A 22,561-nucleotide genomic window follows, 5' to 3' on the forward strand; every position below is an offset into this window, starting at 1 on the left:
GAACCTGTGGCAAGCTGTTGCACACAACCCGGGTGGCGCTCGCAGGGCGCTGTGTATCACCCGTACGCGTCAGGGCCCGACGCAAAAACGGGCATTTTGTGCGACACAGGATATGATCGACGCTATGACAGCAATGGATGATCGGCTCGGCCACGTGGTCAAGAGCCTTGAGCAAGAGCTCTCCGGAGCTAAGGACGCGGTGCTTCGGCCGATGGGCCTGACAGTGCCGCAGTACTCGGCGCTGTTGGTGATCGCTGAGACTCCGGGCATCAGCGGGGCGGAACTCGCCCGCCAGTGCCTGGTGACCCCCCAGACGATGACCACGGTGCTCGGGAACCTCACCGTGAAGGGTCTGATCGAGCGCCGCACGGTGCCCGGTCAGGGACGGGCGATGGAGACCACCATCACCCGCACCGGCAAGACCCTGCTGGCGCGCGCGGACAAGAAGGTCGAGGAGGTCGAGGGGCTGCTGAGCGGGCAGCTGTCCAAGGCCGACCAGGCCACGCTGCGCAAGCTGCTGGAGAAGTGCCGTGCCGCGTTCGCGGACGGCAAGGGAACCTTTGCGCAGGCCGAGGCCCCCGCGGCCGCCCGCCCCGCGCGTAAGGCTCCTGCCAAGAAGGTGGCGGCCACCCGTCCGGCCAAGAAGGCCGCGACCAAGAAGACCGCCGCCCGGGCCAAGAAGAAGTAAGGCCCGCAGTTCCCGCTCCGCCCCAGCCCGCCGGATCGTCGACTAGACGAGCCGACGGGCTAAGCGGCGTCTGCGCACGCGCCGTGTGCTCGGGCATCGCCGCAGGTCCGACCCCTAGGGGGAATTCGGGGTCCGGCCTGGTAGCGCGGGACCCATTCGCGATATATCGTGGATCTGGGTCGGAACGCGGCCGGTGCCTCGTTCGTTGACCCGGTAGGAACAGTCAGCAGACTCTGAAGGGGTAGGGAAGGCGAAATGCCATTCGTGTTGAAGGCGATCCTCGTGGTCGCCGGAGTCTTCATCGCCGGGGCGATCGTGCTCTCGATCGTCAGCTGGGCGCTGCACTCGCTGCTGATCATCGCCATCGGTGCCGTCGCGGTCGGTGCGCTGTACTACGGCTACCACCGCTTCATGATGTCGATCCCGGCCTACCGTCGCCGGCAGCTGCAGAAGAAGCGCGACTACTGATCGACCTCACCCACCCTGCGCGCTGACGGGGATTGACCGGCGCGCTAGGGTGGCGGAGACAACCCAATAAAACCGCGGGAGCTCGGGGCGGATCCGGGCTGAGAGGGCGTTCACGCCGACCGCATGAACCTGTCCGGATAATGCCGGCGTAGGGAGTGTGAGTGCAGCCATGGCTGCTTTGTCTCCGTCAAACGACAATGTGCTCCGCAAGACCTATTTGACCGACGCGCTCGGCACCTTCCAGGTGCCGATGCGCGAAGTCAAACTTTCAACAGGTGACAGCGTTCTGCTGTACGACACCTCCGGCCCCTACACGGACGAGGACCTGCGTACCGACGTGCGGGCGGGACTGCCCAAGCTGCGGGCCCCGTGGATCGCCGAGCGTGCCGCCGCCGGCACGTCCGGCGCGCCGACCCAGCTCGGCTACGCGCGCCGCGGCGAGACGACCGCCGAGATGGAGTTCATCGCGCTGCGCGAGGGCGTGAGCGTGCAGCGGGTGCGCGAGGAGGTCGCCGCCGGCCGCGCCGTGATCCCGGCGAACGCGCGGCACCCGGAGATCGAGCCGATGGTGATCGGCGAGGCCTTCCTGGTCAAGGTCAACGCGAACATCGGCAACTCGGCCGTCGCCTCGTCCATCGAGCACGAGGTGGAGAAGATGGTGTGGGCCACCCGCTGGGGCGCCGACACCATCATGGACCTGTCGACCGGCAAGGACATCCGCCAGACGCGCGAGTGGATCCTGCGCAACAGCCCCGTCCCCGTCGGCACCGTGCCGATCTATCAGGCACTGGAGAAGGTCGGCGGGAAGGCCGAGGACCTGTCCTGGGAGGTGTATCGGGACACTGTCATCGAGCAGTGCGAGCAGGGCGTGGACTACATGACCGTGCACGCGGGCGTGCTCGCCGACTACGTCCCGCTCACCGCCGACCGGAAGACCGGCATCGTCTCCCGCGGCGGCTCGATCCTGGCGGCCTGGTGCCTGGCGCACAAGAAGGAGAACTTCCTCTACGAGCGCTTCGCCGACCTCACCGAGATCCTGCGCGAGTACGACGTCACCTACTCGCTCGGCGACGGCCTGCGCCCCGGCTCGATCTACGACGCCAACGACGCCGCGCAGCTGGCCGAGCTCAAGACGCTCGGCGAGCTCGGCCGCCTGGCTCGCGGCATGGACGTCCAGGTGATGATCGAGGGCCCGGGCCACGTGCCGATGAACAAGATCAAGGAGAACGTGGACCTGCAGAAGGAGCTGTGCGACGACGCGCCGTTCTACACGCTCGGCCCGCTCACCACGGACATCGCCCCCGGCTACGACCACATCACCTCGGCCATCGGCGCCGCGATGATCGGCTGGTACGGCACCGCGATGCTCTGCTACGTGACGCCCAAGGAGCACCTCGGCCTGCCCGACCTCGAGGACGTCAAGCAGGGCATGATCGCCTACAAGATCGCCGCCCACGCCGCCGACCTCGCCAAGGGCCACCCCGGCGCCCAGGCCTGGGACGACGCCCTGTCCGACGCCAGATTCGAGTTCCGCTGGGAGGACCAGTTCAACCTCGCCCTGGACCCCGCCACCGCCCGCGCGTTCCACGACGAGACCCTCCCCGCCGCCCCGGCCAAGCAGGCCCACTTCTGCTCCATGTGCGGCCCGCACTTCTGCTCGATGAAGATCACCCACGAGATCCGCTCGCTGCACGGCACCGCCGCCAAGGGTTCGGTCGCGGGTGGTACGGCCTCCGAACAGCCCGTCGCCGGCCGGTGACGGCAAAGTTCCGGCGGCGGCATGGTGAGCCGCCGAAACAGTTCGTAACGCTTATTAACGACTTTTGAAGTATCGGGGCTTCCGCGCTGGTCAGCGCGGGGGCCCCGAAGTCATTTCGTGCAAGGTGCATGCAGGGGTTGGCGTCCGGCTGACAGCTTCATGCCATGCAGGGTCGTGCCACTTCTGAACCCTTCAGTCAGCTATGTCGGGTAGGGCAGACTCAGTCCCACGAGCCGGATCCCCCACCAGATTCCCGGCCTCGGTTGCGGCATCGCGAAGCCGCTGCCTGAACCCCTGTGGCGGGGCCAAGGGCCCACACTGGCCCCGCCCAGGGCGGCAGGCTCCCACCCCCGGAGCCAAGCCCCTCGCGCATCATCCTCGAATCACCAGCGTCCCCGCTCCACAACTCCCCAGCGCTACAGCCACCCCCGCTGCGTAGCCTTGTGCCCCGCCTCGAAGCGGCTCGACGCCCCCAGTTGATCCATCAGCTCCGCCATTATTCGCCGCACGGTGCGGACTGAGACCCCCAACTTCTTCGCCGCCGCCTCGTCGGTGCTTCCCGACGCGAGGAAGCGGAGCAGCGCCAACTCCTGCTGAGTGGGTTCCCTCTCACGGGAATGCTTGGGGTCAGGGCCGTCAATAGGCTTGGCGGCGGCCCAGCTCATCTCGTAGAGCTCGACGAGCGGAATCACGAGGGCCGGCTCACGCACGACGAACATCTCAACGGGCAACTGGGGTTGCGAGTACAGGACTGCGGCCGCCGAGCGATCGACGATCGTCATTCGGATCGGTACGACGGGTGCTGATCTGATCTCCGGGCCGAGTCCGCTGAGCCAGCGCGCGTAGTCCAGATTGCGGCGGTCGGACAGAACCGAGTTCTGATAGAGGCTGCGCCCCGGCACTCCACGTTGGGCCACCTCCTCATCAAACGGCCTCGCGGCCTCCAGCGTCTCCGGGCGCATCGGCTTGCCGGGAACCGTGGACCAGATGCTCTCCGTCGCGCGGAAGATCAGTCGCTCCATCCAGGACTGGATCGGCTCGGCACCGGTCAGCGTCTCAATATCCGCGTGACCGAATCCGTCCTGCCGCGTCGGTCTGGACTCCAGGAGCTCCTTCATCGCCGACTGCAGCATCGAGAGCGAGCTGCTCTGGATCTTGAGTTGTTCTGACTGTTGACGAAGAAGCGTGTGGATCGCGCGTTCGATCGAGACGGGCCGTAATTTCTGGGTCGGCGACAGTCCGGGGCGCAGTAGGGTGAGGTCCGAGAGTTCGTCGAGTGCGTCTACGACCTCGGACGGTGCGATCGCGAGCCGCTCGGCTATCTGCGTGGCGTCCGCCTCGGGTGCGGAATGCATCATGAGGTAGACCTGTACGCAGATGGTGTCCAAGCCGAGCGCACCGAGGACCTGCTCGCCCATCGTGTTCGATGTTTCGCCCATTTGTCCCTTTGGCTCCCTTTGGTCGAGGATGCCCCTTGTTTTTCTGCGGTGCTGCTGGTACCGCGCGGATGCCGTTTGAAGCCTGGCACTATTATCGCTGGCAAGTACCTGCCAGGGAGTGGGACTGCCCGCCCTTGCGTATGTCCGTCACACTGAATGTTGCTGTCGGGCTAGCGAGCGTACCTCGTGGTGGACGGTACACGCGGCTTAGCTGCGCAGCTAGCTCGCGGCCTTCGTATAGCGCTGATTCGAGGTTGAAATGTCCAAGTTCCGCGCACTACTAGGCGGCCTGGCGGCTGTAGGCATACTTGCCGCCCTCGGGGCAGGTGGCATCTTCTCGGTTACTTCAACGTCCGCTCATAGCGGCGTTCATCGGGCCGAGGCGCTCCCGGTGTCCTCGGCTTGTTTCGCTTGCGTTGAGGACGGCTCGGGCCAGTAACGTTCACCCGCCCGCGCGGGATCTCTCACCACAGGGCACACTGGTCGCGTGGTTGAGACTCCCGAGCGGCGGCGGTTGACGGAAGCGGACGAGGGCGGGGCTCCCTGGCGCGAGTGGGGGCCGTACCTGTCCGAGCGGGCCTGGGGCTCCGTGCGCGAGGATTACAGCGCGGACGGGGACGCCTGGTCGTACTTTCCGTTCGACCATGCGCGGTCCCGGGTGTACCGGTGGAGCGAGGACGGGCTCGCCGGGCTGTCGAACCTGAACCAGGACTGGTGCTTCGCGCTCGCGTTCTGGAACGGTCGTGACCCCATTCTCAAGGAGCGGGCCTTCGGGCTCGGCAACGCCGAGGGGAATCACGGCGAGGACGCGAAGGACTACTGGTGGTACGAGGACGCGACTCCCACCGGCTCGTGGCTGTCCTGGCGCTACCACTACCCGCAGGGTGAGTTCCCCTATGCCCGGCTGCGGGCGGAGAACGCGGGGCGGTCGAAGGATCTCGGTGAGTTCGAGCTCGTGGACACCGGGGTGTTCGACGAGGACCGCTACTTCGTCATCACCGCCGACTACGCCAAGGCCTCGCCGCAGGCGTACGCCATCAGGCTGACCGTCGCGAACCAGGGGCCCGAGACCGAGACCCTGCACGTCCTGCCGCACCTCTGGCTGCGCAACATGTGGGCGTGGGGGCGCGCGTCGGACATCGAGGACGCGGTGGACGCGGGGCTGGTGGGCGTCAGCGGGGCGCCTGGGCGGCTGACGGCTCGGCATCCGCACTTCTCGCCGGTCACGCTGGCCGACGCCTCCGGCCTGGGCCCTGAGCCGCTGCTGTGCGACAACGAGACGAACGCCGAGTTCCTCTTCCGCGGGGAGAACGGCTCGGACTATCCGAAGGACGGCATCGGGGATCACGTCGTGCACGGCGCCGCGACGGTCAATCCGGAGTTGGAGGGCACCAAGGGCGCGCTGCACTACGTGCTCGAACTCGCTCCCGGAGAAGAGCGCGTGGTGTATTTGACGCTCACCGCGGAGGAAGAGGAAGAAGCGCTCGTCGAAGACGTTCTGGTCGAGCGGAGGCAGGAGGCTGACGCGTTCTACGCGGAGGTGGCGCCGGCCGGGGCGAGTGCGCAGGACGCGCGGATCATGCGGCAGGCGTACGCGGGCCTGGTCTGGGCCAAGCAGTTCTACCACTACGACGTCCACCGCTGGACCGAGGGCGACCCCGCGCAGCCGCTGCCGCCCGCCCACCGCGCGCACGACCGCAACCAGTCCTGGGCGCACCTGTGGGCCCGCGACATCATCCTGATGCCCGACCCGTGGGAGTACCCGTGGTTCGCAGCGTGGGATCTGGCGTTCCACTGCGTGGCGATGGTCGGCATCGACCCGGGGTTCGCCAAGCAGCAGCTGTACACCTTCCTCTCCCAGCGCTATCAGCATCCGAACGGCAAGTTCCCGGCGTACGAGTGGGACTTCGACGACGTGAACCCGCCGGTGCTCGCGTGGGCCGCGCTGGTCGTCTACCGCGCGAACGGGCACGACCTGGACTTCCTGCGGGCCTGCTTCCACAAGCTGCTGCTCGACTTCACCTTCTGGGTCAACCGCAAGGACGCCGAGGAGAACAACATCTTCGAGGGCGGATTCCTCGGGCTCGACAACATCGGGCCCTTCGACCGTTCCAAGCTGCCGGTCGACGGCGTGCTCGAGCAGTCCGACGGGACCGGCTGGATGGGCTTCTACTGCCTGTCCATGCTGGAGATCTCGATGGAGCTCGGCCTGCACGACCCGATCTACGAGGAGATGGCCTGCAAGTTCGCCGAGCACTTCGCGTACATCGCGGCGGCGATCAACGACTGCGGGCTTTGGGACGAGGAGGACGGGTTCTTCTACGACCGGCTGCGCCGCGGGAACGGCTCGGAGCTCGTCGTCCGGGTCCGGTCCATGGTGGGGGTGATCCCGCTGCTCGCCTCGCTGCCCATCGAGCGGGCCACCCTCGACCGGCTGCCGCGCTTCTCCCGCCATCTGGAAGAGTTCACCACGCGCCGGCCCGAGTACATGCGCGCGATCTGCCGGCCGCACGCCAAGGGCGGAATCCTCTTCTCGCTCGTGAATCCGGCGCAGGCCGAGCGCGTCATGGCGCGGGTGGCCGACCCGGACGAGTTCCGCTCGCCGTACGGGCTGCGCTCGCTCTCCCTGGCACACCGCGACAAGCCCTTCGAAGCAGACCTCGACGGTATTCACACAAGCGTGGACTACGAACCCGGAGAATCCCGTTCCGGACTGTTCGGCGGCAACTCCAACTGGCGCGGGCCGGTGTGGATGCCGATGAACTATCTGATGGTGCACACCATCGAGAACATTCTCGACGCGCTGGACGGCACCCCGACGAAGATCGACCGGCGCGAGTTGGCCAGCCAACTCCGCGGGGGCCTGATCGACCTGTTCCGCCCCGACGGAAACGGGCGCCGGCCGGTGATCGGCGACGTACCGCTGTTCCAGCGCGATCCGCGTTGGGCGGAGCGGCCGTGGTTCTACGAGTACTTCCACGGCGATAGCGGGCGCGGGCTCGGCGCCGCGCACCAGACCGGATGGACCGCGCTTGTCGCCGAATTAATCCGCAGTTGACACGAAATCGTGGCTTGATGTTGGGTTTTCACGTCAGTTGATCAGGGCATCTGCCCTGTGGACAGGGCGGACAAGGGGCGCACTGGGGCATTCGGCGAGTGAAGATCCGGCGCTTACGGAAAGAGTGCGCGGGAATTCATAACGATTCCTTTCGGGGTGCGATTCGAGGTGGCAAAGCAGACTCAGGAGCGGATCGACGGGCGCGGTCACTCCGTGCGCGAACTGTTCACCGGCCGGCGCTACGGCCTTGAGCATTATCAGCGCGAATACGACTGGACCCGGACGCACGTCACGGACCTCCTGAACGACTTGACCGGACGCTTCCTGGAGCAGTGGAATCCAGACCACGAACGCTCCGACGTCGCGGACTACCGGCCCTATTTCCTCGGACCCTTCGTGACCTATCCGGTGCCGGGGATGTCCTTCCTGGTGGACGGGCAGCAGCGGTTCACCACGCTGCTCCTGTTGCTGATCCGGCTTCGGCACCTGCTGACCGAGGCCGAGGAGCACGCGGGCGCCGCGGTGCTGGACAACATGATCTGCACCGTGCAGTACGGCGTGCCGACCTTCACCGTGCACGTGGACGAACGCGAGCCGGCGCTGCGTCAGCTGCGGGCAGGCCGCGAATACCCGGTGACCGAGCAGACGCCGCTGGCCGTGCGGAACATGTGCCAGCGCTACCGGGACCTGTTCGAGGACCTGCCGACCGGGCTGCGCGGCGCGGCGCTGCCGTACTTCGTGGACTGGCTGCTCGAGCGGGTCTTCCTGGTGGAGATCTCGGCCAGGGACCGGGACCACGGCTGGGAGATCTTCGAGTCGATGAACGACCGCGGGGCCCGGCTGACGCCGCTGGACCTGCTCAAGTCCTTCCTGCTCTCCCGCGCGGACAAGGACCACAGCGCGCTCAACGCGGTGTGGCGGCGCACCATCTCGGCGCTCGCGGTGACCGACGACCAGGCGCCCGGGGACTTCGTCAAGACGGTGCTGCGGGCCCGCTACGCGCCGACCGACCAGGAGACCGCGGAGCGGATCAACAAGGCCTTCCACGAGTGGGTGCGGCAGAACCCGGACGCGATGGGGCTGGCCAGGCCGCGCGACTACCGCGTGTTCATCCGGGACACCATCCGGCCGCTGGCCGACCGCTACCGGATGCTGGTGGAGGCCAGCGCGGCGCCGGTGCGCGGCTTCGAGCCGGTGTTCTACAACGCGGCCAACGGCTTCGACAAGCAGCTGACGCTGATCATGGCGGCGATCGGGCCGAACGACACGGACGCCGCGTTCCGGGAGAAGTCCCGGCTGGTCGCCGCGTTCTGCGACCTGCTGCTGGCCCGGCGGATGGCGAACTACGCCTCGCTCACCGCGAACGACCTCGCCGTCTACATAAGCGGGCTGATAATGCCGTTGCGCGAGGCGGCCACCGTGGACGACGTGCGCACCCTGCTGTCCGTGGAGATCAACAAGATCGAGCACGGCTTCGCGGGCCTGGAGAACTTCGGTCTTCGCTCGGACAACCGCAAGCAGGTGCGCTACCTGCTGTCCCGGATGACCGGCTTCCTGGAGACCGGCTGCGGGCAGCCCGACCTGATCGCCGACTACCTCGGCTTCGGGCCGAGCGGCCGGCCGTACGAGATCGAGCACATCTGGGCGGACCACTTCGGCCCGTACGCCGAGGAGGTCGGCACGCCGGAGCGCTTCCGCTCCGTGCGCAACCGCATCGGCGCGCTGCTGCTGCTGCCCAAGGAGATCAACGCGGCCTTCCGGGACGACCCGTTCTCACTCAAGGCCGAGCACTACCGGGCGCAGAACCTGCTGGCGAAGTCGCTGCACCCGCTGTGCTACGAACGCAACCCGTCCTTCCGCAGGTTCATGCTGCGGTACGGGCTCACGGAGCTGTTCCGGCCGTACCCGCACACCTTCGGGATCACCTCGATCACCGAGCGGCAGCGGCTCTACCGGACGCTGTGCGAGCTGATCTGGGACCCCGTCAGGCTCGGGTTCACCACGACCCGGACCGAGCCGTCTCCAGCAGTTCCCGCGCGGCTCAGTGCCGTGAACGCTAACGCTGAGCGCGAAGCGCCATCGGAACCGTAGGCAGCGGGGCGACGAAGCAGGGCCCGCCGAGGAAGGTGCCGGTGTCGAAGTTCGCGGCGTAGCCGCTCGCGTACACCAGCGGCCCGGTCACCTCGTGCGGGTCCTTGCCGAGTAGCAGCGGGACCGGAGAGTGGCCGTGCACGACCTGCCGACCGCCGAAGTCGGCCAGGAACGAGCAGGCCGCCTCGCCGTCGTCCGAGGCGAAGGCGAAGCGCTTGGTCATCATGTGCGTGAGCTCGTCGATCTGCTCCAGGTCGACCGGGCCCGTGAGTATGTCGGCGACCGCCGCGTTGACCTCGTCCACGCTGCCGCCGTAGTTGCGGTAGCCGAGCGTGTCGGCGTGCATCAGCAGGTGGTCGCCGAGCAGCGCCATGGCGGGCAGCGCGGCGATCCAGGCCAGGTGCTCGTCGGTCAGCCTGGCCGAGTCGGCCTCCTTGCCGCCGTTGCCCATCCAGCGCTCGCGGAACATCTGATGGGCCATCTCCTCGGCCTGCGGCGAGTACCGGGTCGAGCCCTCCGGCAGGTGCGCGGCCAGCAGCATCAGCTCGTGGTTGCCGAGCAGGCAGCCCACCTCGCCGCCCGCCTCCGCGGCCTGCCGCTGCAGGCGCATCACGAGATCGACGACTCCCACCCCGTCCGGGCCGCGGTCGGTCAGGTCCCCGAGGAACCAAAGGCTCGCCTCGCCGGCGATCCACCGCCCGTCACCGTCGATGAACCCCGCGCGGCCGAGCGCGTCACGCAGCGGGGTGAGGCAGCCGTGGACGTCCCCCACCGCGTATGCCGACTGGTCAACCATGAATGCGAGGGTAACGGCAGTGGACCGAGAAACGGTATACCCGCCCCGAATCCGGGTACCCGCGATACCGTGAATCCGAGCCCCGAGGCGGCGCGGGGCACAGACGGACGGAGGCGGGGCCCGGGTGGCCAGGCGAGGGGTGGAGCAGCCGCACCAGGCGGGGAGCAGCCTGCGCGTGCAGTACGAGGACGGCCGGCGGCAGTGGGCCGCGCGGCAGCGGCGCTCGGTGTGGCTCTCCGCGCTCTGGTGGGGTCCGGCCGCGGTGCTGGTCGGCCTGCTCGCCGGGATCGGCACCAAGTACTCGCTCTTCGGGCTGCTGGTCACCGGGCTGGTGATCGCGGCCGTCATCGATGTCGGATTCCGGCACCCGCAGTCGCTGGACCGGCTCAAGCAGCGGGCGGACGCCGAGGCGGGCACGGCCAAGTCGCTGCGGCTGCTCCAGGTCCGCGGCGGCGCGCGCAGCCTGCACGACCGCTTCTACGCCGCGACGTCCGGGGAGTCCTTCGAGGTCGAACACCTGGTGGTGAGCCCGCGCGGGGTCTTCCTGGTCGACTCGAAGCAGTGGCACGGCTTCGACGTTCGGCTGCTCGGGCTCGACCTGTTCGTGAACCATGTGAAACAGGACGAGGCGATGGCCGCGATGCGGGGCAGCGCCGCCGAGCTCGGCAAGGCGCTGACCGCCGCGGCGGCCGCGGACGACGAGGTGGGTGTGGTGGATGTCACCTCCGTGATCTGCGTCCACGCCGACGGGATCACCGGTACGCCGCGGGTGGTGTACGGGGTCATCGTCGTGCGGCCCGAGCAGCTTCCCGAACTGCTGCGCTCGGCCTATCCGCGCTGGTCGGTCTCCGCCACCGGGCACCTCGCGAGCGTGGCCGAGATGCTGCTGCCGGCCCGCTGACCGCCGCGTTTGCTCAGCGCCGCGCGCGACGTACGCTGTGCCCGGGAGCTTAGGAACTCAAAGGAGCAGACGTGGCCGAAATCAGTGCGGATTCGACCTCGGAGCCGCGGGTCCGGCTGCGTGCCGCGATCGCCGGGCTGCCGGCGTACAAGGCGGGCAAGCCGCCGGCGCCGTTCGAGGGCACGTCCTTCAAGCTCGCGTCGAACGAGAACCCGTACCCGCCGCTGCCCGGCGTGCTCAAGACCGCGACGGCCGCCGCCGAGGAGATCAACCGCTACCCGGACTTCGGCTCGGCCGCGCTGATCGAGGAGATCGCGAGCTTCGCCGCGGTGCCCGCCGAGCGGGTCGCGGTGGGCACCGGATCGGTCGGCGTGCTCCAGCAGTTGATGCAGGTCACGGCCGGTCCGGGGGACGAGGTGCTGTTCGCCTGGCGCTCCTTCGAGGCCTACCCGATCGTCGCGCAGATCGCCGGCGCCACCGCGGTGACCGTGCCGCTGCGCGCGGACGAGACGCACGACCTGGACGCGATGGCCGACGCCGTGACCGAGCGGACCCGGCTGATCCTGGTGTGCAACCCGAACAACCCGACCGGCGCGATCGTGCTCCGCGAGGAGCTTGAGCGCTTCCTCGACCGGGTGCCCGAGGACGTGCTCGTCGTGCTGGACGAGGCCTACATCGAGTTCGTCCGGGATGAGGATTACCCCGACGGTGTGGCGGTCTCGCTCGATCGGAGCAACGTCTGCGTGCTGCGCACCTTCTCCAAGGCCTACGGCCTGGCCGGACTGCGGATCGGCTACGCGATCGCCGCCGAACCGGTCGCCACGGCCCTGCGCGCCTGCGCCGTGCCCTTCGGCGTGAACCTGGTCGCCCAGGCCGCCGCGGTCGAGTCGCTGCGCTCCCAGGCCGCGCTGATGGAGCGGGTCGACGCGCTGGTCGAGGAGCGGACCCGGGTGCTCGCCGCGCTGCGCGAGATCGACCTCGCCGGCCGCTACGGCGTGGATCTGTACGACAGCCAGGCCAACTTCGTCTGGCTGCGTCTCGGCGAGCGAAGTGTGGACTTCGCCCAAGCCTGCGAGGCGATCGGTGTCACGGTCCGACCGTACGCGCCGGAGGGGGTCCGTGTGACAATTGGCGAGCAAGAGGCCAATGACCGGGTCCTCGACCTGCTGCGATCCGGCTTCTAGGCTCCTCGCGCCTTCCTGAGCCCGTCCCGGCTCTTCATAGAGTGGTGACTGGTGGGTAACGTGACCTCGGAATGACCCCCGTGGTCCTCGCCAACGATGAGGGAGACCGCATGACTGGGCGCAGGGCAGTGGAAAAATCCACCACCCAAAACCCCGCATCCGGGAGTACGAAGCGCGCCCCACAGGGCCGCGGTACCCGCCGGAACAGTGGCAGTGGCTCGCCTGAGCCCGAGTTCATCCAACTGCTCACGCCGACCGGGGAACGGATCGATCATCCGGACTACCCGCTCGAACTGAGCGCCGAAGAGGCCCGCTCGCTGTACCGGGACATGCTCCTGGTGCGCCGCGTGGACGCCGAGGGCACCGCGCTGCAGCGGCAGGGGGAGCTGGGCCTGTGGGCCTCGCTGCTCGGCCAGGAGGCGGCGCAGATCGGTTCCGGCCGCGCGATGCGTCCGGGCGACTTCGCCTTCCCGACCTACCGCGAACACGGCGTCGCCTGGTGCAAGGGCGTGCCGCCGGTGAACCTGCTCGGCATGTTCCGCGGCGTCAACAACGGCGGCTGGGACCCGTACGACAACAACTTCAACCTCTACACGATCGTCATCGGCTCGCAGACCCTGCACGCCGTCGGCTACGCCATGGGCGTGCAGCGCGACGGCGGCGACGACGCGGTGATCGCCTACTTCGGCGACGGCGCGTCCTCCCAGGGCGACGTGCTCGAGGCCTTCGTCTTCGGCGCCTCGTACAACGCGCCGGTGGTGTTCTTCTGCCAGAACAACCAGTGGGCGATCTCGGAGCCGACCAGCCGTCAGTTCCGGGTGCCGCTCTACCAGCGGGCGGCGGGCTTCGGCTTCCCCGGCGTGCGGGTGGACGGCAACGACGTCTTCGCCTGCCTCGCGGTCACCCGCGCTGCGCTGGAGCACGCCCGCTCCGGCCAGGGCCCGATGCTGATCGAGGCCTTCACCTACCGGATGGGCGCGCACACCACCTCGGACGACCCGACCCGCTACCGGTCCAGCGACGAGGTCGAGTCCTGGAAGGCCAAGGACCCGATCGTCCGGCTTCGCGCGTACCTCGATCGCGAGGGCCTGGCCGACGAGACCTTCTACAAGGAGGTCGACGACGAGGCGGACGAGCTGGCCGCGCAGATCCGGGCCGGATGCCTGGCGCTGCCCGACCCGGACCCGCTGAGCATGTTCGAGCACAGCTACGCCGCGCCGCACGCCCAGGTGGCGGAGGAGCGGGCCTTCCTGGCCGACTATCTCGCCGGCTTCGCCGAGGAGGAGCACTGATGACTCAGCTCACTTTGGTCGCGACTGTCGCGATCAACGCCGGGCCGCGGCGGGCCATGGCGGAGAACCAGAAGGTCATGCCCTTGGCGGAGGGACAACGATGACTCAGCTCACATTGGCGAAGGCCATCAACGCCGGTCTTCGGCGGGCGATGGAGAGCGACCCGAAGGTCGTGCTCATGGGCGAGGACATCGGCAAGCTCGGCGGCGTGTTCCGGGTGACCGACGGCCTGCAGAAGGACTTCGGCGAGGACCGCGTCATCGACACCCCGCTGGCCGAGTCCGGCATCATCGGCACCGCCCTGGGCCTCGCGCTGCGCGGCTTCCGGCCGGTCTGCGAGATCCAGTTCGACGGCTTCGTGTTCCCGGCCTTCGACCAGATCACCACGCAGGTGGCGAAGTTCCGGGCGCGCTCGTTCGGCACGGTCAAGATGCCGATGGTCATCCGCATCCCGTCCGGCGGCGGCATCGGCGCGGTCGAGCACCACTCCGAGTCCCCGGAGGCGCTGTTCGCGCACACCGCGGGCCTGCGGGTGGTGTCCTGCTCGAACCCGGCGGACGGCTACTGGATGATCCAGCAGGCGATCCAGAGCGACGACCCGGTGATCTTCTTCGAGCCCAAGCGGCGCTACTGGGAGAAGGCCGAGGTCGACGTCGACGGTGAGGCCCCGCGTCCGTTCGATCGCGCGGCGATAGCGCGTCCCGGCACGGATCTGACGCTGGCGGCGCACGGCCCGATGGTGCGCACCTGCCTGGACGCGGCCGCCGCGGCCGAGTCCGAGGGCCGCAGCATCGAGGTCGTCGATCTGCGCACGATCTCCCCGCTGGACGTGGACGCCGTCGCCGAGTCGGTCGGCCGGACCGGCCGGCTGGTGGTGGTGCACGAGGCGCCGGTGTTCTTCGGCCTCGGTGCCGAGCTCGCGGCGAAGGTGACCGAGCGGTGCTTCTACCGGCTCGAGGCGCCGGTCCTGAGGGTGGGCGGCTTCCACGCCCCCTACCCGCCGTCCCGGGTGGAGGAGATCTACCTGCCGGACCTGGACCGAGTCCTCGACGCCGTGGACCGCGCGTTCGCCTACTAGCCGCCGAGTGGAGTGAAGAACATGGCTATCAAGCAATTCCGTCTCCCGGACGTCGGCGAGGGCCTGACCGAGGCAGAGATCCTCGGCTGGTCGGTCGCGGTCGGCGACGTGGTGAAGGTCAATCAGGTCCTGGTGGAGATCGAGACCGCCAAGGCGGCCGTCGAACTGCCCTCGCCGTTCGCGGGCAGGGTCAGCGCCCTGCTGGTGGAGGCCGGCCAGACGGTCGACGTCGGCACGCCGATCATCGACATCGAGGTCGCGGGGGCCGCGCCGGACGCGCCGAAGGCCTCGCCCGCCGCTCCGTCCGCCAAGGCCGAGGCGCCGAAGCGGGAGCCCGTGCTGGTCGGCTACGGCGTGGCGCAGGCGGCCACGACGCGGCGCGCCAGGAAGAACGGCGCCGTCCCGGCCGCTCCGGTGGCGTCCGCATCCGTCGCTTCCGCGGCGCCCGTGGCTCCGGCCCCGGCCGCTCCGGTCGTTCCGGCACCGGTGCCCGCCCCGGCGGCGCAGGCGGCGTCCGCCCCGTCCGTCGCCCCGACGCACGTTCTCGCCAAGCCCCTGGTGCGCAAGCTCGCCAAGGACCTCGGCGTGGACCTCGCGACGATCACCCCAGCCCGCGAGGACGGCGTGATCACCCGCGAGGAGGTCGAGCGTGCCGCTTCCGCACCCGCGGTCGGCGGGGCTCCGGCGCAGGCCCCGGCGGTCTCCGCGCTCGCCGAGGACCGGCGCGTGCCGATCAAGGGCGTGCGCAAGGCGACCGCGGCGGCGATGGTGGCCTCGGCCTTCACCGCCCCGCACGTGACCGAGTTCCTGACGCTCGACGTCAGCCGCACGGTCAAGCTCGTCGAGCGGCTGCGCGAACAGCCCGAGTACCGCGACGTGAAGGTCTCCCCGCTGCTGATCACGGCCAGGGCCCTGATCCGCGCGGTCGGGCGGTTCCCGGAGATCAACGCGTCCTGGGACGAGACGGCCCAGGAGATCGTGCTGCGCGGCCCGGTGAACCTCGGCATCGCCGCCGCCACCCCGCGCGGCCTGGTCGTGCCGAACGTCAAGGCGGCCGAGCGGCTGACGCTGCGTCAGCTGGCCGAAGCGCTGGCCCGGCTGACGGCCACCGCGCGCGAGGGCAAGACCCCGCTCGCCGACCTGACCGGCGGCACGATCACGATCACCAACGTCGGCGTGTTCGGCGTCGACACCGGCACGCCGATCCTCAACCCGGGCGAGGCCGCGATCCTCGCCTTCGGCGCGATCAAGCAGCAGCCGTGGGTGCACAGGGGCAAGGTCAAGCCGCGCTGGGTCACGACCCTTGCGCTGTCCTTCGACCACCGCCTCGTCGACGGCGAGCTCGGCTCGCGGTTCCTGCGCGAGGTCGGCCGCGCCCTCGAGGACCCGGCGGCGGTCCTGCTGTAACCGAGTGATTCAGTTCTCTGCCGGGCCGACGCGCGACGTCGGCCCGGCAGCGTGTTTTCATCCTTCGCTGACGTATCCGTGCAGGTACAGGTCGCGCAGCACGCCGATTTCGGCGCCGTGGTGGGCCACCTCGTCGAGGGCGTGCAGGGCGAGCAGCAGGTAGCTCTCGTGGCCGAAGGGCCCGCCGAGTTCGCCCATGGGCTGCAGCAGACGTTCGTCGCCGAGGGACTCGACCTGGGCGATGAAAAGAGCCCAGTCCTCGGCCAGCTTCTCGATGCCCTCCTTCGCCGCGCCGGGCCAGATGTGCACGTCCGTGGGGGCCTCGCCGGTGAAGAAGCGGCCGTAGCCGCGCAGGCAGTCGGCGCCGATGTGCCAGATCCGCCAGCCGATCGTCGTCACCGGAGCGGGTACGGGCTCGGGGTCGGACCGCGGGTCGGCGCGGAAGACGCCGTCCCCGTCCGCGCGGAGCGTCATGCAGTCGGGGACGGGTTCCCAGAGGTACTCGGCGTCGGTGAGGCCTTCGACGCGCGCGAACAGCCGCGAGCGTACGTCTTCGAAGGTCTGAAGGACATCGCGGGTGACGGGGCCGGTATCGGTCATGTCACTAGGATGGACCTATGAAGGTCGCACTGGTGCAGCTCGACGTCGATTTGGCCGTACCCGCAGAGAAGGCGCGGGAGCTCGCGGTGGCCAAGGTGCATGAGGCGGCGGAGGACGGTGCGGAACTCGTCGTGCTGCCGGAGCTGTGGGTGCACGGGGCGTTCGATCCGGAGCCGTGGGCGACGGCCGCGGAGCCGATGCACGGTGAGACCGCGCAGGCGCTTCGCGAGGCGGCGATCGACTGCGGGATCGTGCTGCACGGCGGGTCCATCGTGGAGCGCACGCCGGACGGCAAGCTGTACAACACCTCGCTGGTCTTCGACGCCGAGGGCGAGATGCTCGCCGGCTACCGCAAGATCCACCGCTTCGGATTCGACCAGGGCGAGGCGGCCGTGATGTCGCCCGGCGAGCACATCACCACGTTCGCGCTGCGCGACATCGATGACAGCGTGCTGACGGAGGTCGGACTCGCCACGTGCTACGACGTGCGCTTTCCCGAGCTGTACCGCAAGTTCGTGGACGCCGGAGTGCAGACCGTCGTGCAGGTCGCGGCGTGGCCCATGCGGCGGCTGAGCCACTGGGTGACGCTGTGCCGGGCTCGCGCGATCGAGAACCAGATGTACCTGATCGCCTGCGCGGCCGCCGGGACGCAGGCCGGGCTCGAGATGACCGGGCACTCGCTGGTGATCGACCCGTGGGGCGAGGTGATCGCGGAAGCGGGCGCCGAACCGACCACGCTGTACGCGGAGATCGACCCGGAGTACGTGCCGACGACCCGCGAGCGCTTCCCGGTGCTGCGAGACCGGAGGCTCTGACCTATCCGGGAATGAGTGATCATCCCGGTGCGGTTAGATAGTGGCATGGCCTCACATGCACGCGTACGCGCCCCGGAGCTGGTCGGGCAGGGCGGTTGGATCAACACCGCCGACAACGCCGCCCCCGACCTGAGCGGCAAGATCGTGCTGCTCGACTTCTGGACCTTCTGCTGCGCCAACTGCCTGCATGTGCTCGATGAGCTGCGCGAGCTCGAGGCCGAGTTCGCCGACGTACTGGTGACGGTCGGAGTGCACTCGCCGAAGTTCGCGCACGAGGCCGACCATGACGCGCTGATCGCGGCGTGCGAGCGTTACGGCGTGCACCACCCCGTGCTCGACGACCCGGACCTGACCACGTGGAAGGCGTACGCGGTCCGCGCCTGGCCGACGCTCACCGTCGTGGACCCGGCAGGATACGTCGCGGCGCAGATGTCCGGCGAGGGACACGTGCACGGGTTGCGTTCGCTGATCGCGGAGCTCGTCGCCGAGTTCGACGCCAAGGGTGCCTTGCGCCGTGGGGACTCGCCGTACGTCGCGCCGGAGCCCGAGCCGACCGAACTGCGCTTCCCCGGCAAGCTCATCGCGCTGCCGGGGGGCACGTATCTGGTGTCGGACACCAGCCACCACGCGATCGTCGAGCTCGCGGACGACGCGGCGACCGTGCTGCGGCGCTTCGGCTCCGGCGAACGCGGCTTCGCGGACGGCGCGGCCGATGGCGCGCGGTTCAACGAGCCGCAGGGCCTGCTGCTGCTCGACGACCACACCGCGCTCATCGCCGACACGGTCAACCACGCCTTGCGCGAGATCGACCTCGCCTCCGGCCGCGTGCGCACCGTCGCCGACACGCGCGACTCGGTGCAGGCGAGTCCGTGGGACCTGACCTGGGACGCCGATCGTGTCCGGGTCATCGTCGCGGCGGCCGGCATCCACCAGCTGTGGAGCTACGACCCGGCCTCCGGCAAGTTCGACGCGTGGGCCGGTACGACCAACGAGGGGCTGGTGGACGGTCCGCTCGGCGAGGCCTGGTTCTCCCAGCCGTCCGGGCTGACGACGGCGGCGGACGGCCGGATCTGGATCGCCGACTCGGAGTCCTCGGCGCTGCGCTCGGTGGAGGGCGAGACGGTCGGCACCGTCGTCGGCCAGGGCCTGTTCGACTTCGGCCTGCGCGATGGCGAGGCAGCGCAGGCGCTGCTCCAGCACCCGCTCGGCGTCACCGCACTGCCGGACGGCTCGATCGCGATCAGCGACACCTACAACGGCGCGATCCGACGCTACAACCCCGCCGACGGCCAGGTCAGCACTTTGATCACCGGACTGAAGGAGCCCTCTGACGCACTCGTCACCGCCGAGGGCGAGCTGCTCGTCGTCGAATCGGCCGCGCACAGGTTGACCCGGGTCAAGCTCCCCGAGGAGGCGCTGCGGGTCGAGGCCACCGCGTACCGCACCCAGCGTCCGGCGACCGAGGTCGCGCCGGGCGAGCTCGAACTCGAAGTCGTCTTCGAGCCGCCGCCCGGCGAGAAGATGGACGACCGCTACGGCCCGTCCACCTTCGTCAAGGTCTCCGCCTCCCCCGCCGAGCTGCTGCTCGACGGCGCCGGCGGCACCGTCGAGCTCGGCCGCACCCTCAGGCTCGATCCGGAGATCGCCGAGGGCGTGCTGCACGTCTCGGCCAAGGCGGCCTCCTGCGACGACGGCGAGTTCCCCGCCTGCCACCTGCACCAGCAGGACTGGGGCATCCCGGTCCGGCTGGTCGAGGGCGGCGCGGCGCGGCTCCCGCTGATCCTGCGCGGCTGAGCGTCAGTCAGGCCACCGAATCAGACCGCCGAATCAGACCTCGAGGAACGCGCTGAGCGCGGCGGCCAGGATCCACGGATCGTCGGCGCCGACGAGTTCGCGGGCGGAGTGCATGGACAGGCCGGGGACGCCGATGTCGAAGGTCTCGATGCCGAGGCGGGTGGCGGTGAGCGGGCCGATGGTGGTGCCGCAGGGCTGGTCGTTGCGGGAGACGAAGGTCTGCCAGGGGGTGCCCGCCTTCTCGCAGGCGCGGGCCCAGACGGAGCGGCTGGCGCCGTTGGTGGCGTAGCGCTGGTTGGCGTTGACCTTCAGCACGGGGCCGCCGTTGGGGCGGGGGCGATGCGAGCCGTCGTGCTTCTCCGCGTAGTTGGGATGCACGGCGTGCGCCATGTCGGCCGAGGCGACGAACGAGCCCGCGTATGCGCGGGACCGGGCCTCGACGCCGCCGCCGCGGACCTCGATCAGGCGCTCCAGCACCGTCTCGAGGAACGGGCCGCTGGCGCCGGACGTCGAGTTCGAGCCGGTCTCCTCGTGGTCCATCGCGGTGAGGACGGGGATCGGGGCGTCGGCCGGGAGTCCGCCGTCGGCGACCGCGGCGGCCAGCGCGGCGACCGACGCGTGCACGGACACGAGGTTGTCCAGGCGTCCGCTGACCACGAACTCGGCCTCGCGGCCCAGGTACGAGGGCCGGGCCAGGTCGTAGGTCATCAGGTCCCAGCCGAGCACGTCCTCGGCGCGCAGGTTGTGCTCGGCCGCGACGAACGCGATCAGGTCGCCCTCGTGCGCGTCGCCGAGGCCCCAGATCGGCGAAAGGTGCTGCTGGGGGTTGAGCTTCACGCCCTCCGCGTTCACGCCGCGGTCCATGTGGACGGCCAACTGCGGCACGCGCAGCAGCGGTCGGTCCACGTTCACCAGGTGCTCGCTGCCGTCGCGCAGCACGAGGCGGCCGGCCAGGCCGAGGTCGCGGTCCAGCCAGGAGTTGTACATCGGCCCGCCGTAGACCTCCACCGCGACCTGCCGCCAGCCGAACACGCCACGGTCCGGCACCGGCTTGACCCGCAGGTTCGGCGAGTCGGTGTGCGAGCCGACGATGCGGAACGGGCGCGCGGCCTCGGCGCTCTCCGGCAGGTACCAGGCCACCAGCGCCCCGCCGCGCAGCACGTACTTCGCCCCGGTCGCCGCGCCGTCGGCCCAGGACTCGGTCTCGGTCAGCCGCCGGAATCCGGCCCGCTCCAGCCGGTCCGCCGCCTGCGCCACCGCGTGGAACGGGGTCGGCGCGGCGCGCAGGAAGTCGAGCAGGTCATCGGTGTGGGCGCGGTCGAATTTCGTGGCCATGGCACCAGCGTAGTCAACCGGTGTGCGAAGCTCAGAACGGCTTCGGCACGAGCAGTTCGACGTTGCGGTCCCCGGTGGCGCCGCGCCGGCCGTCCGAACCCGGCTCCGGCCGGGCCCGCTGCTGCCAGTCGTTGATGCCGAGCAGCCGCGAAAGACCGGCCAGCTCCACCGGCGACGACAGGTCCCAGGACGGCTGCTCGGGACCGGCGTGGTCGATGATCGTGCCGAACACCGAGAGCGTGCCGTTCCCGTTGTCCGCGAGCTCGATCAGCCGCGCCTGCTGCGGCCAGTCGATGTGCGAGGCCGTGTTCACCTCCCAGAACCCGCCGGCCACCGACTCGGGGTGCCGGGCGTGCGGGGTGACGCCGTTGACGTGCGTGTGGCCGTTCACCCACAGCACCACGTTCGGGTAGCGCAGCAGCAGATCCCTGACCTTCGGGCCGAGGACCCGGTGCTTGTCCGGCTCGGGCTCGGTCAGCCAGTTGTCCATCGTCGCCACGGTGTGGTGGCTGAACAGCACGACCAGCCGGTCGATGCCCGGACCGTCCACCACGTGGCCCTCCTCGTCCAGGTAGCGCGACGAGTTCGCCAGCAGCTCGGCCTCCAGCCAGCGGAACTGCTTCTCGTCCAGCGAGCCGTTCGCGCCGCCGACCGGGTTCACCGTGTCCAGCACCAGGCAGCGGGTCGTCGAGCCGTCCCCGCCCGGAGCGTCGAAGCCGTAGTACGCGGTGCCCTCGGCCCGGTTGGTCTCCGTGAAGCCGTGCCCGACCGGCGCGCCGAGCGTGTGGAAGTGCTCTTCGACGGCCTGCGCGCGCGTCAGCGGCCTGCGATCCGGATCCGGAGTCACCGTGCGGAAATCGCCGGAGAACAGCGTCTCGATCGCGTGCGGGGAGAGCCGGAACAGGTCGATCGCCATGCGGACCAGGCTCGTCCCGGTCGGCAGTTCGACGGCCTTGTGGTCGCCGGTCGCGTATTCGCAGCTGCCGTAGATGTGCGGCAGATTCCCCTGCAGCAGCGAGTCGTGGTTGCCGTACGCCGAGTACCAGGGCATCCGCAGCCCGTCGGCGGTGAACTGCGCGAGCGCCTTCTCCAGCAGACCGCTGATGATCGGAAAGCCGTGCATCGCCCGCGGCCGGTCCTCGATCTGGCCGGACGGCGTGCCCTCCGGGTGCCAGTAGTGCGCGTCGTAGTGCACCCAGTCCATCACGCCCTCGTACGTGCCGAGTCGGCCGGAGTCGGGGCGCAGCGGTCCGCCGTCGAGGACGTCGACGAACCAGCGGAACTCGTTGTACTGGCTGTTGTCCGCGTTGTCCCCGGTGCTCACGGTGAAGGCGAGCGGCAGTCCGCAGACCGGGCCGAGGCCGATCTCGTTGATCCGCCGCACCATCGCGTCCACGACCTGCGTGGAGAGCATCTCGTTCGCGCGGTACGAGCCGGTGACGTTCGCCAGGCCGGCGAAGCGCGAGCCCGGATCGTTGTAGCGGTCGAGGAATTCGACGCGCGCCGGGGACTGGTGATCGACCAGGTGCACGTCGGTCAGTTGCGCGAAGGCGAGCAGCGGACGGGGCGCGCTCGCGCCGACGGGCCGCGCGATCAGCTCGGTGCGCAGGACGTGCGGCTCCCCGGGACCGGGCAGGATCGGCCGGAATCCCCCCTCGCCCGCGGGTCCGGCTATCAGCGTGCGCTCGATCGTGGTCCCCCGCGGCGCCACCGGTGCCACCGTACTGAACTCAGATTCAGTCACGGGGGAACACTACCCCCACGAATCAGCTCCCATACAAGTGAAGATCCACCGCTACCGGCGCCGTCCCGCACGACGGCGCCGGTAGCGGCCCGCGGCCTCTCCTAGAGCCTTT

At 69.5% G+C, this 22,561-nt stretch carries 17 protein-coding genes and 1 riboswitch; of the genes, 12 read left to right on the forward strand and 5 right to left on the reverse strand.

Annotated elements, in window-relative coordinates; all coding sequences use genetic code 11:
* Window positions 1–124 precede the first annotated feature (124 nt).
* The 3 genes from VG296_RS15355 to thiC all read left to right on the forward strand — a co-directional run bounded on the left by VG296_RS15355 (window position 125) and on the right by thiC (window position 2,915).
* Entirely contained in the window at window positions 125–688 is a 564-nt protein-coding gene (locus VG296_RS15355; protein ID WP_325566396.1) for a MarR family winged helix-turn-helix transcriptional regulator, read from the forward strand.
* A 255-nt stretch (window positions 689–943) separates the two neighbouring features.
* The gene (locus VG296_RS15360; RefSeq protein ID WP_325566397.1) at window positions 944–1,156 is read left to right on the forward strand and encodes a hypothetical protein; all 213 of its coding nucleotides are present in this window, start codon (window positions 944–946) and stop codon (window positions 1,154–1,156) included.
* Between the two features lie 64 nt (window positions 1,157–1,220).
* Window positions 1,221–1,329: riboswitch (TPP riboswitch) on the forward strand.
* Entirely contained in the window at window positions 1,326–2,915 is a 1,590-nt protein-coding gene (gene thiC, locus VG296_RS15365) for a phosphomethylpyrimidine synthase ThiC (protein WP_325566398.1), read from the forward strand. (Overlaps the previous riboswitch by 4 nt.)
* A gap of 416 nt (window positions 2,916–3,331) precedes the next feature.
* Here the strand turns inward: thiC and VG296_RS15370 are convergent, their stop codons facing one another.
* Window positions 3,332–4,333, reverse strand: coding sequence for a helix-turn-helix transcriptional regulator (locus VG296_RS15370; RefSeq protein ID WP_325566399.1), 1,002 nt, complete (start codon window positions 4,331–4,333; stop codon window positions 3,332–3,334).
* A 508-nt stretch (window positions 4,334–4,841) separates the two neighbouring features.
* Here VG296_RS15370 and VG296_RS15375 point away from each other — a divergent pair.
* Window positions 4,842–7,412, forward strand: coding sequence for an MGH1-like glycoside hydrolase domain-containing protein (locus VG296_RS15375; protein ID WP_325566400.1), 2,571 nt, complete (start codon window positions 4,842–4,844; stop codon window positions 7,410–7,412).
* A gap of 168 nt (window positions 7,413–7,580) precedes the next feature.
* Window positions 7,581–9,503, forward strand: a complete 1,923-nt coding sequence (locus VG296_RS15380) for a DUF262 domain-containing protein (RefSeq protein WP_325566401.1) — start codon at window positions 7,581–7,583, stop codon at window positions 9,501–9,503.
* Here VG296_RS15380 and VG296_RS15385 read toward each other — a convergent pair.
* Complete coding sequence (locus VG296_RS15385; protein WP_325566402.1) at window positions 9,469–10,299, reverse strand: metallophosphoesterase; 831 nt, start codon at window positions 10,297–10,299, stop codon at window positions 9,469–9,471. The genes VG296_RS15380 and VG296_RS15385 overlap by 35 nt on opposite strands.
* Before the next feature lie 124 nt (window positions 10,300–10,423).
* On the opposite strand from VG296_RS15385, the gene VG296_RS15390 reads away from it, so the two are divergent.
* From VG296_RS15390 to VG296_RS15410, 5 genes are all read left to right on the forward strand, one after another.
* On the forward strand, window positions 10,424–11,200 hold the full coding sequence (locus tag VG296_RS15390; protein ID WP_325566403.1) for a nuclease-related domain-containing protein: 777 nt from the start codon (window positions 10,424–10,426) through the stop codon (window positions 11,198–11,200).
* 71 nt (window positions 11,201–11,271) lie between these two features.
* Entirely contained in the window at window positions 11,272–12,384 is a 1,113-nt protein-coding gene (hisC, locus tag VG296_RS15395; protein ID WP_325566404.1) for a histidinol-phosphate transaminase, read from the forward strand.
* 110 nt (window positions 12,385–12,494) lie between these two features.
* Window positions 12,495–13,676 carry a pyruvate dehydrogenase (acetyl-transferring) E1 component subunit alpha gene (pdhA, locus tag VG296_RS15400; RefSeq protein WP_325566405.1) on the forward strand — a complete coding sequence of 394 codons (1,182 nt, stop codon included), beginning with the start codon at window positions 12,495–12,497 and terminating at the stop codon, window positions 13,674–13,676.
* Window positions 13,677–13,776: 100 nt separating this feature from the next.
* Entirely contained in the window at window positions 13,777–14,754 is a 978-nt protein-coding gene (locus tag VG296_RS15405) for an alpha-ketoacid dehydrogenase subunit beta (RefSeq protein ID WP_325566406.1), read from the forward strand.
* Between the two features lie 21 nt (window positions 14,755–14,775).
* Entirely contained in the window at window positions 14,776–16,161 is a 1,386-nt protein-coding gene (locus tag VG296_RS15410; protein WP_325566407.1) for a dihydrolipoamide acetyltransferase family protein, read from the forward strand.
* 57 nt (window positions 16,162–16,218) lie between these two features.
* Here VG296_RS15410 and VG296_RS15415 read toward each other — a convergent pair whose 3' ends face one another.
* The gene (locus VG296_RS15415; protein ID WP_325566408.1) at window positions 16,219–16,761 is read right to left on the reverse strand and encodes a DinB family protein; all 543 of its coding nucleotides are present in this window, start codon (window positions 16,759–16,761) and stop codon (window positions 16,219–16,221) included.
* A gap of 17 nt (window positions 16,762–16,778) precedes the next feature.
* Between VG296_RS15415 and VG296_RS15420 the strand changes: the two genes are divergently transcribed.
* Together VG296_RS15420 and VG296_RS15425 are read left to right on the forward strand one after the other, a co-directional pair.
* Complete coding sequence (locus VG296_RS15420) at window positions 16,779–17,576, forward strand: carbon-nitrogen family hydrolase (protein WP_325566409.1); 798 nt, start codon at window positions 16,779–16,781, stop codon at window positions 17,574–17,576.
* 45 nt (window positions 17,577–17,621) lie between these two features.
* On the forward strand, window positions 17,622–19,370 hold the full coding sequence (locus tag VG296_RS15425) for an NHL domain-containing thioredoxin family protein (protein ID WP_325566410.1): 1,749 nt from the start codon (window positions 17,622–17,624) through the stop codon (window positions 19,368–19,370).
* Between the two features lie 33 nt (window positions 19,371–19,403).
* Here VG296_RS15425 and VG296_RS15430 read toward each other — a convergent pair whose 3' ends face one another.
* Window positions 19,404–20,705: a M18 family aminopeptidase gene (locus tag VG296_RS15430; protein WP_325566411.1), complete on the reverse strand. Its 1,302-nt coding sequence runs from the start codon at window positions 20,703–20,705 to the stop codon at window positions 19,404–19,406.
* A gap of 31 nt (window positions 20,706–20,736) precedes the next feature.
* Window positions 20,737–22,449 (reverse strand): TIGR03767 family metallophosphoesterase, encoded by a 1,713-nt coding sequence (locus VG296_RS15435; RefSeq protein WP_325566412.1) that lies wholly within the window; start codon window positions 22,447–22,449, stop codon window positions 20,737–20,739.
* Between the last annotated feature and the right edge of the window lie 112 nt (window positions 22,450–22,561).

The organism is Actinospica sp. (genome assembly GCF_035552695.1).
Lineage (GTDB): Bacteria > Actinomycetota > Actinomycetes > Streptomycetales > Catenulisporaceae > Actinospica.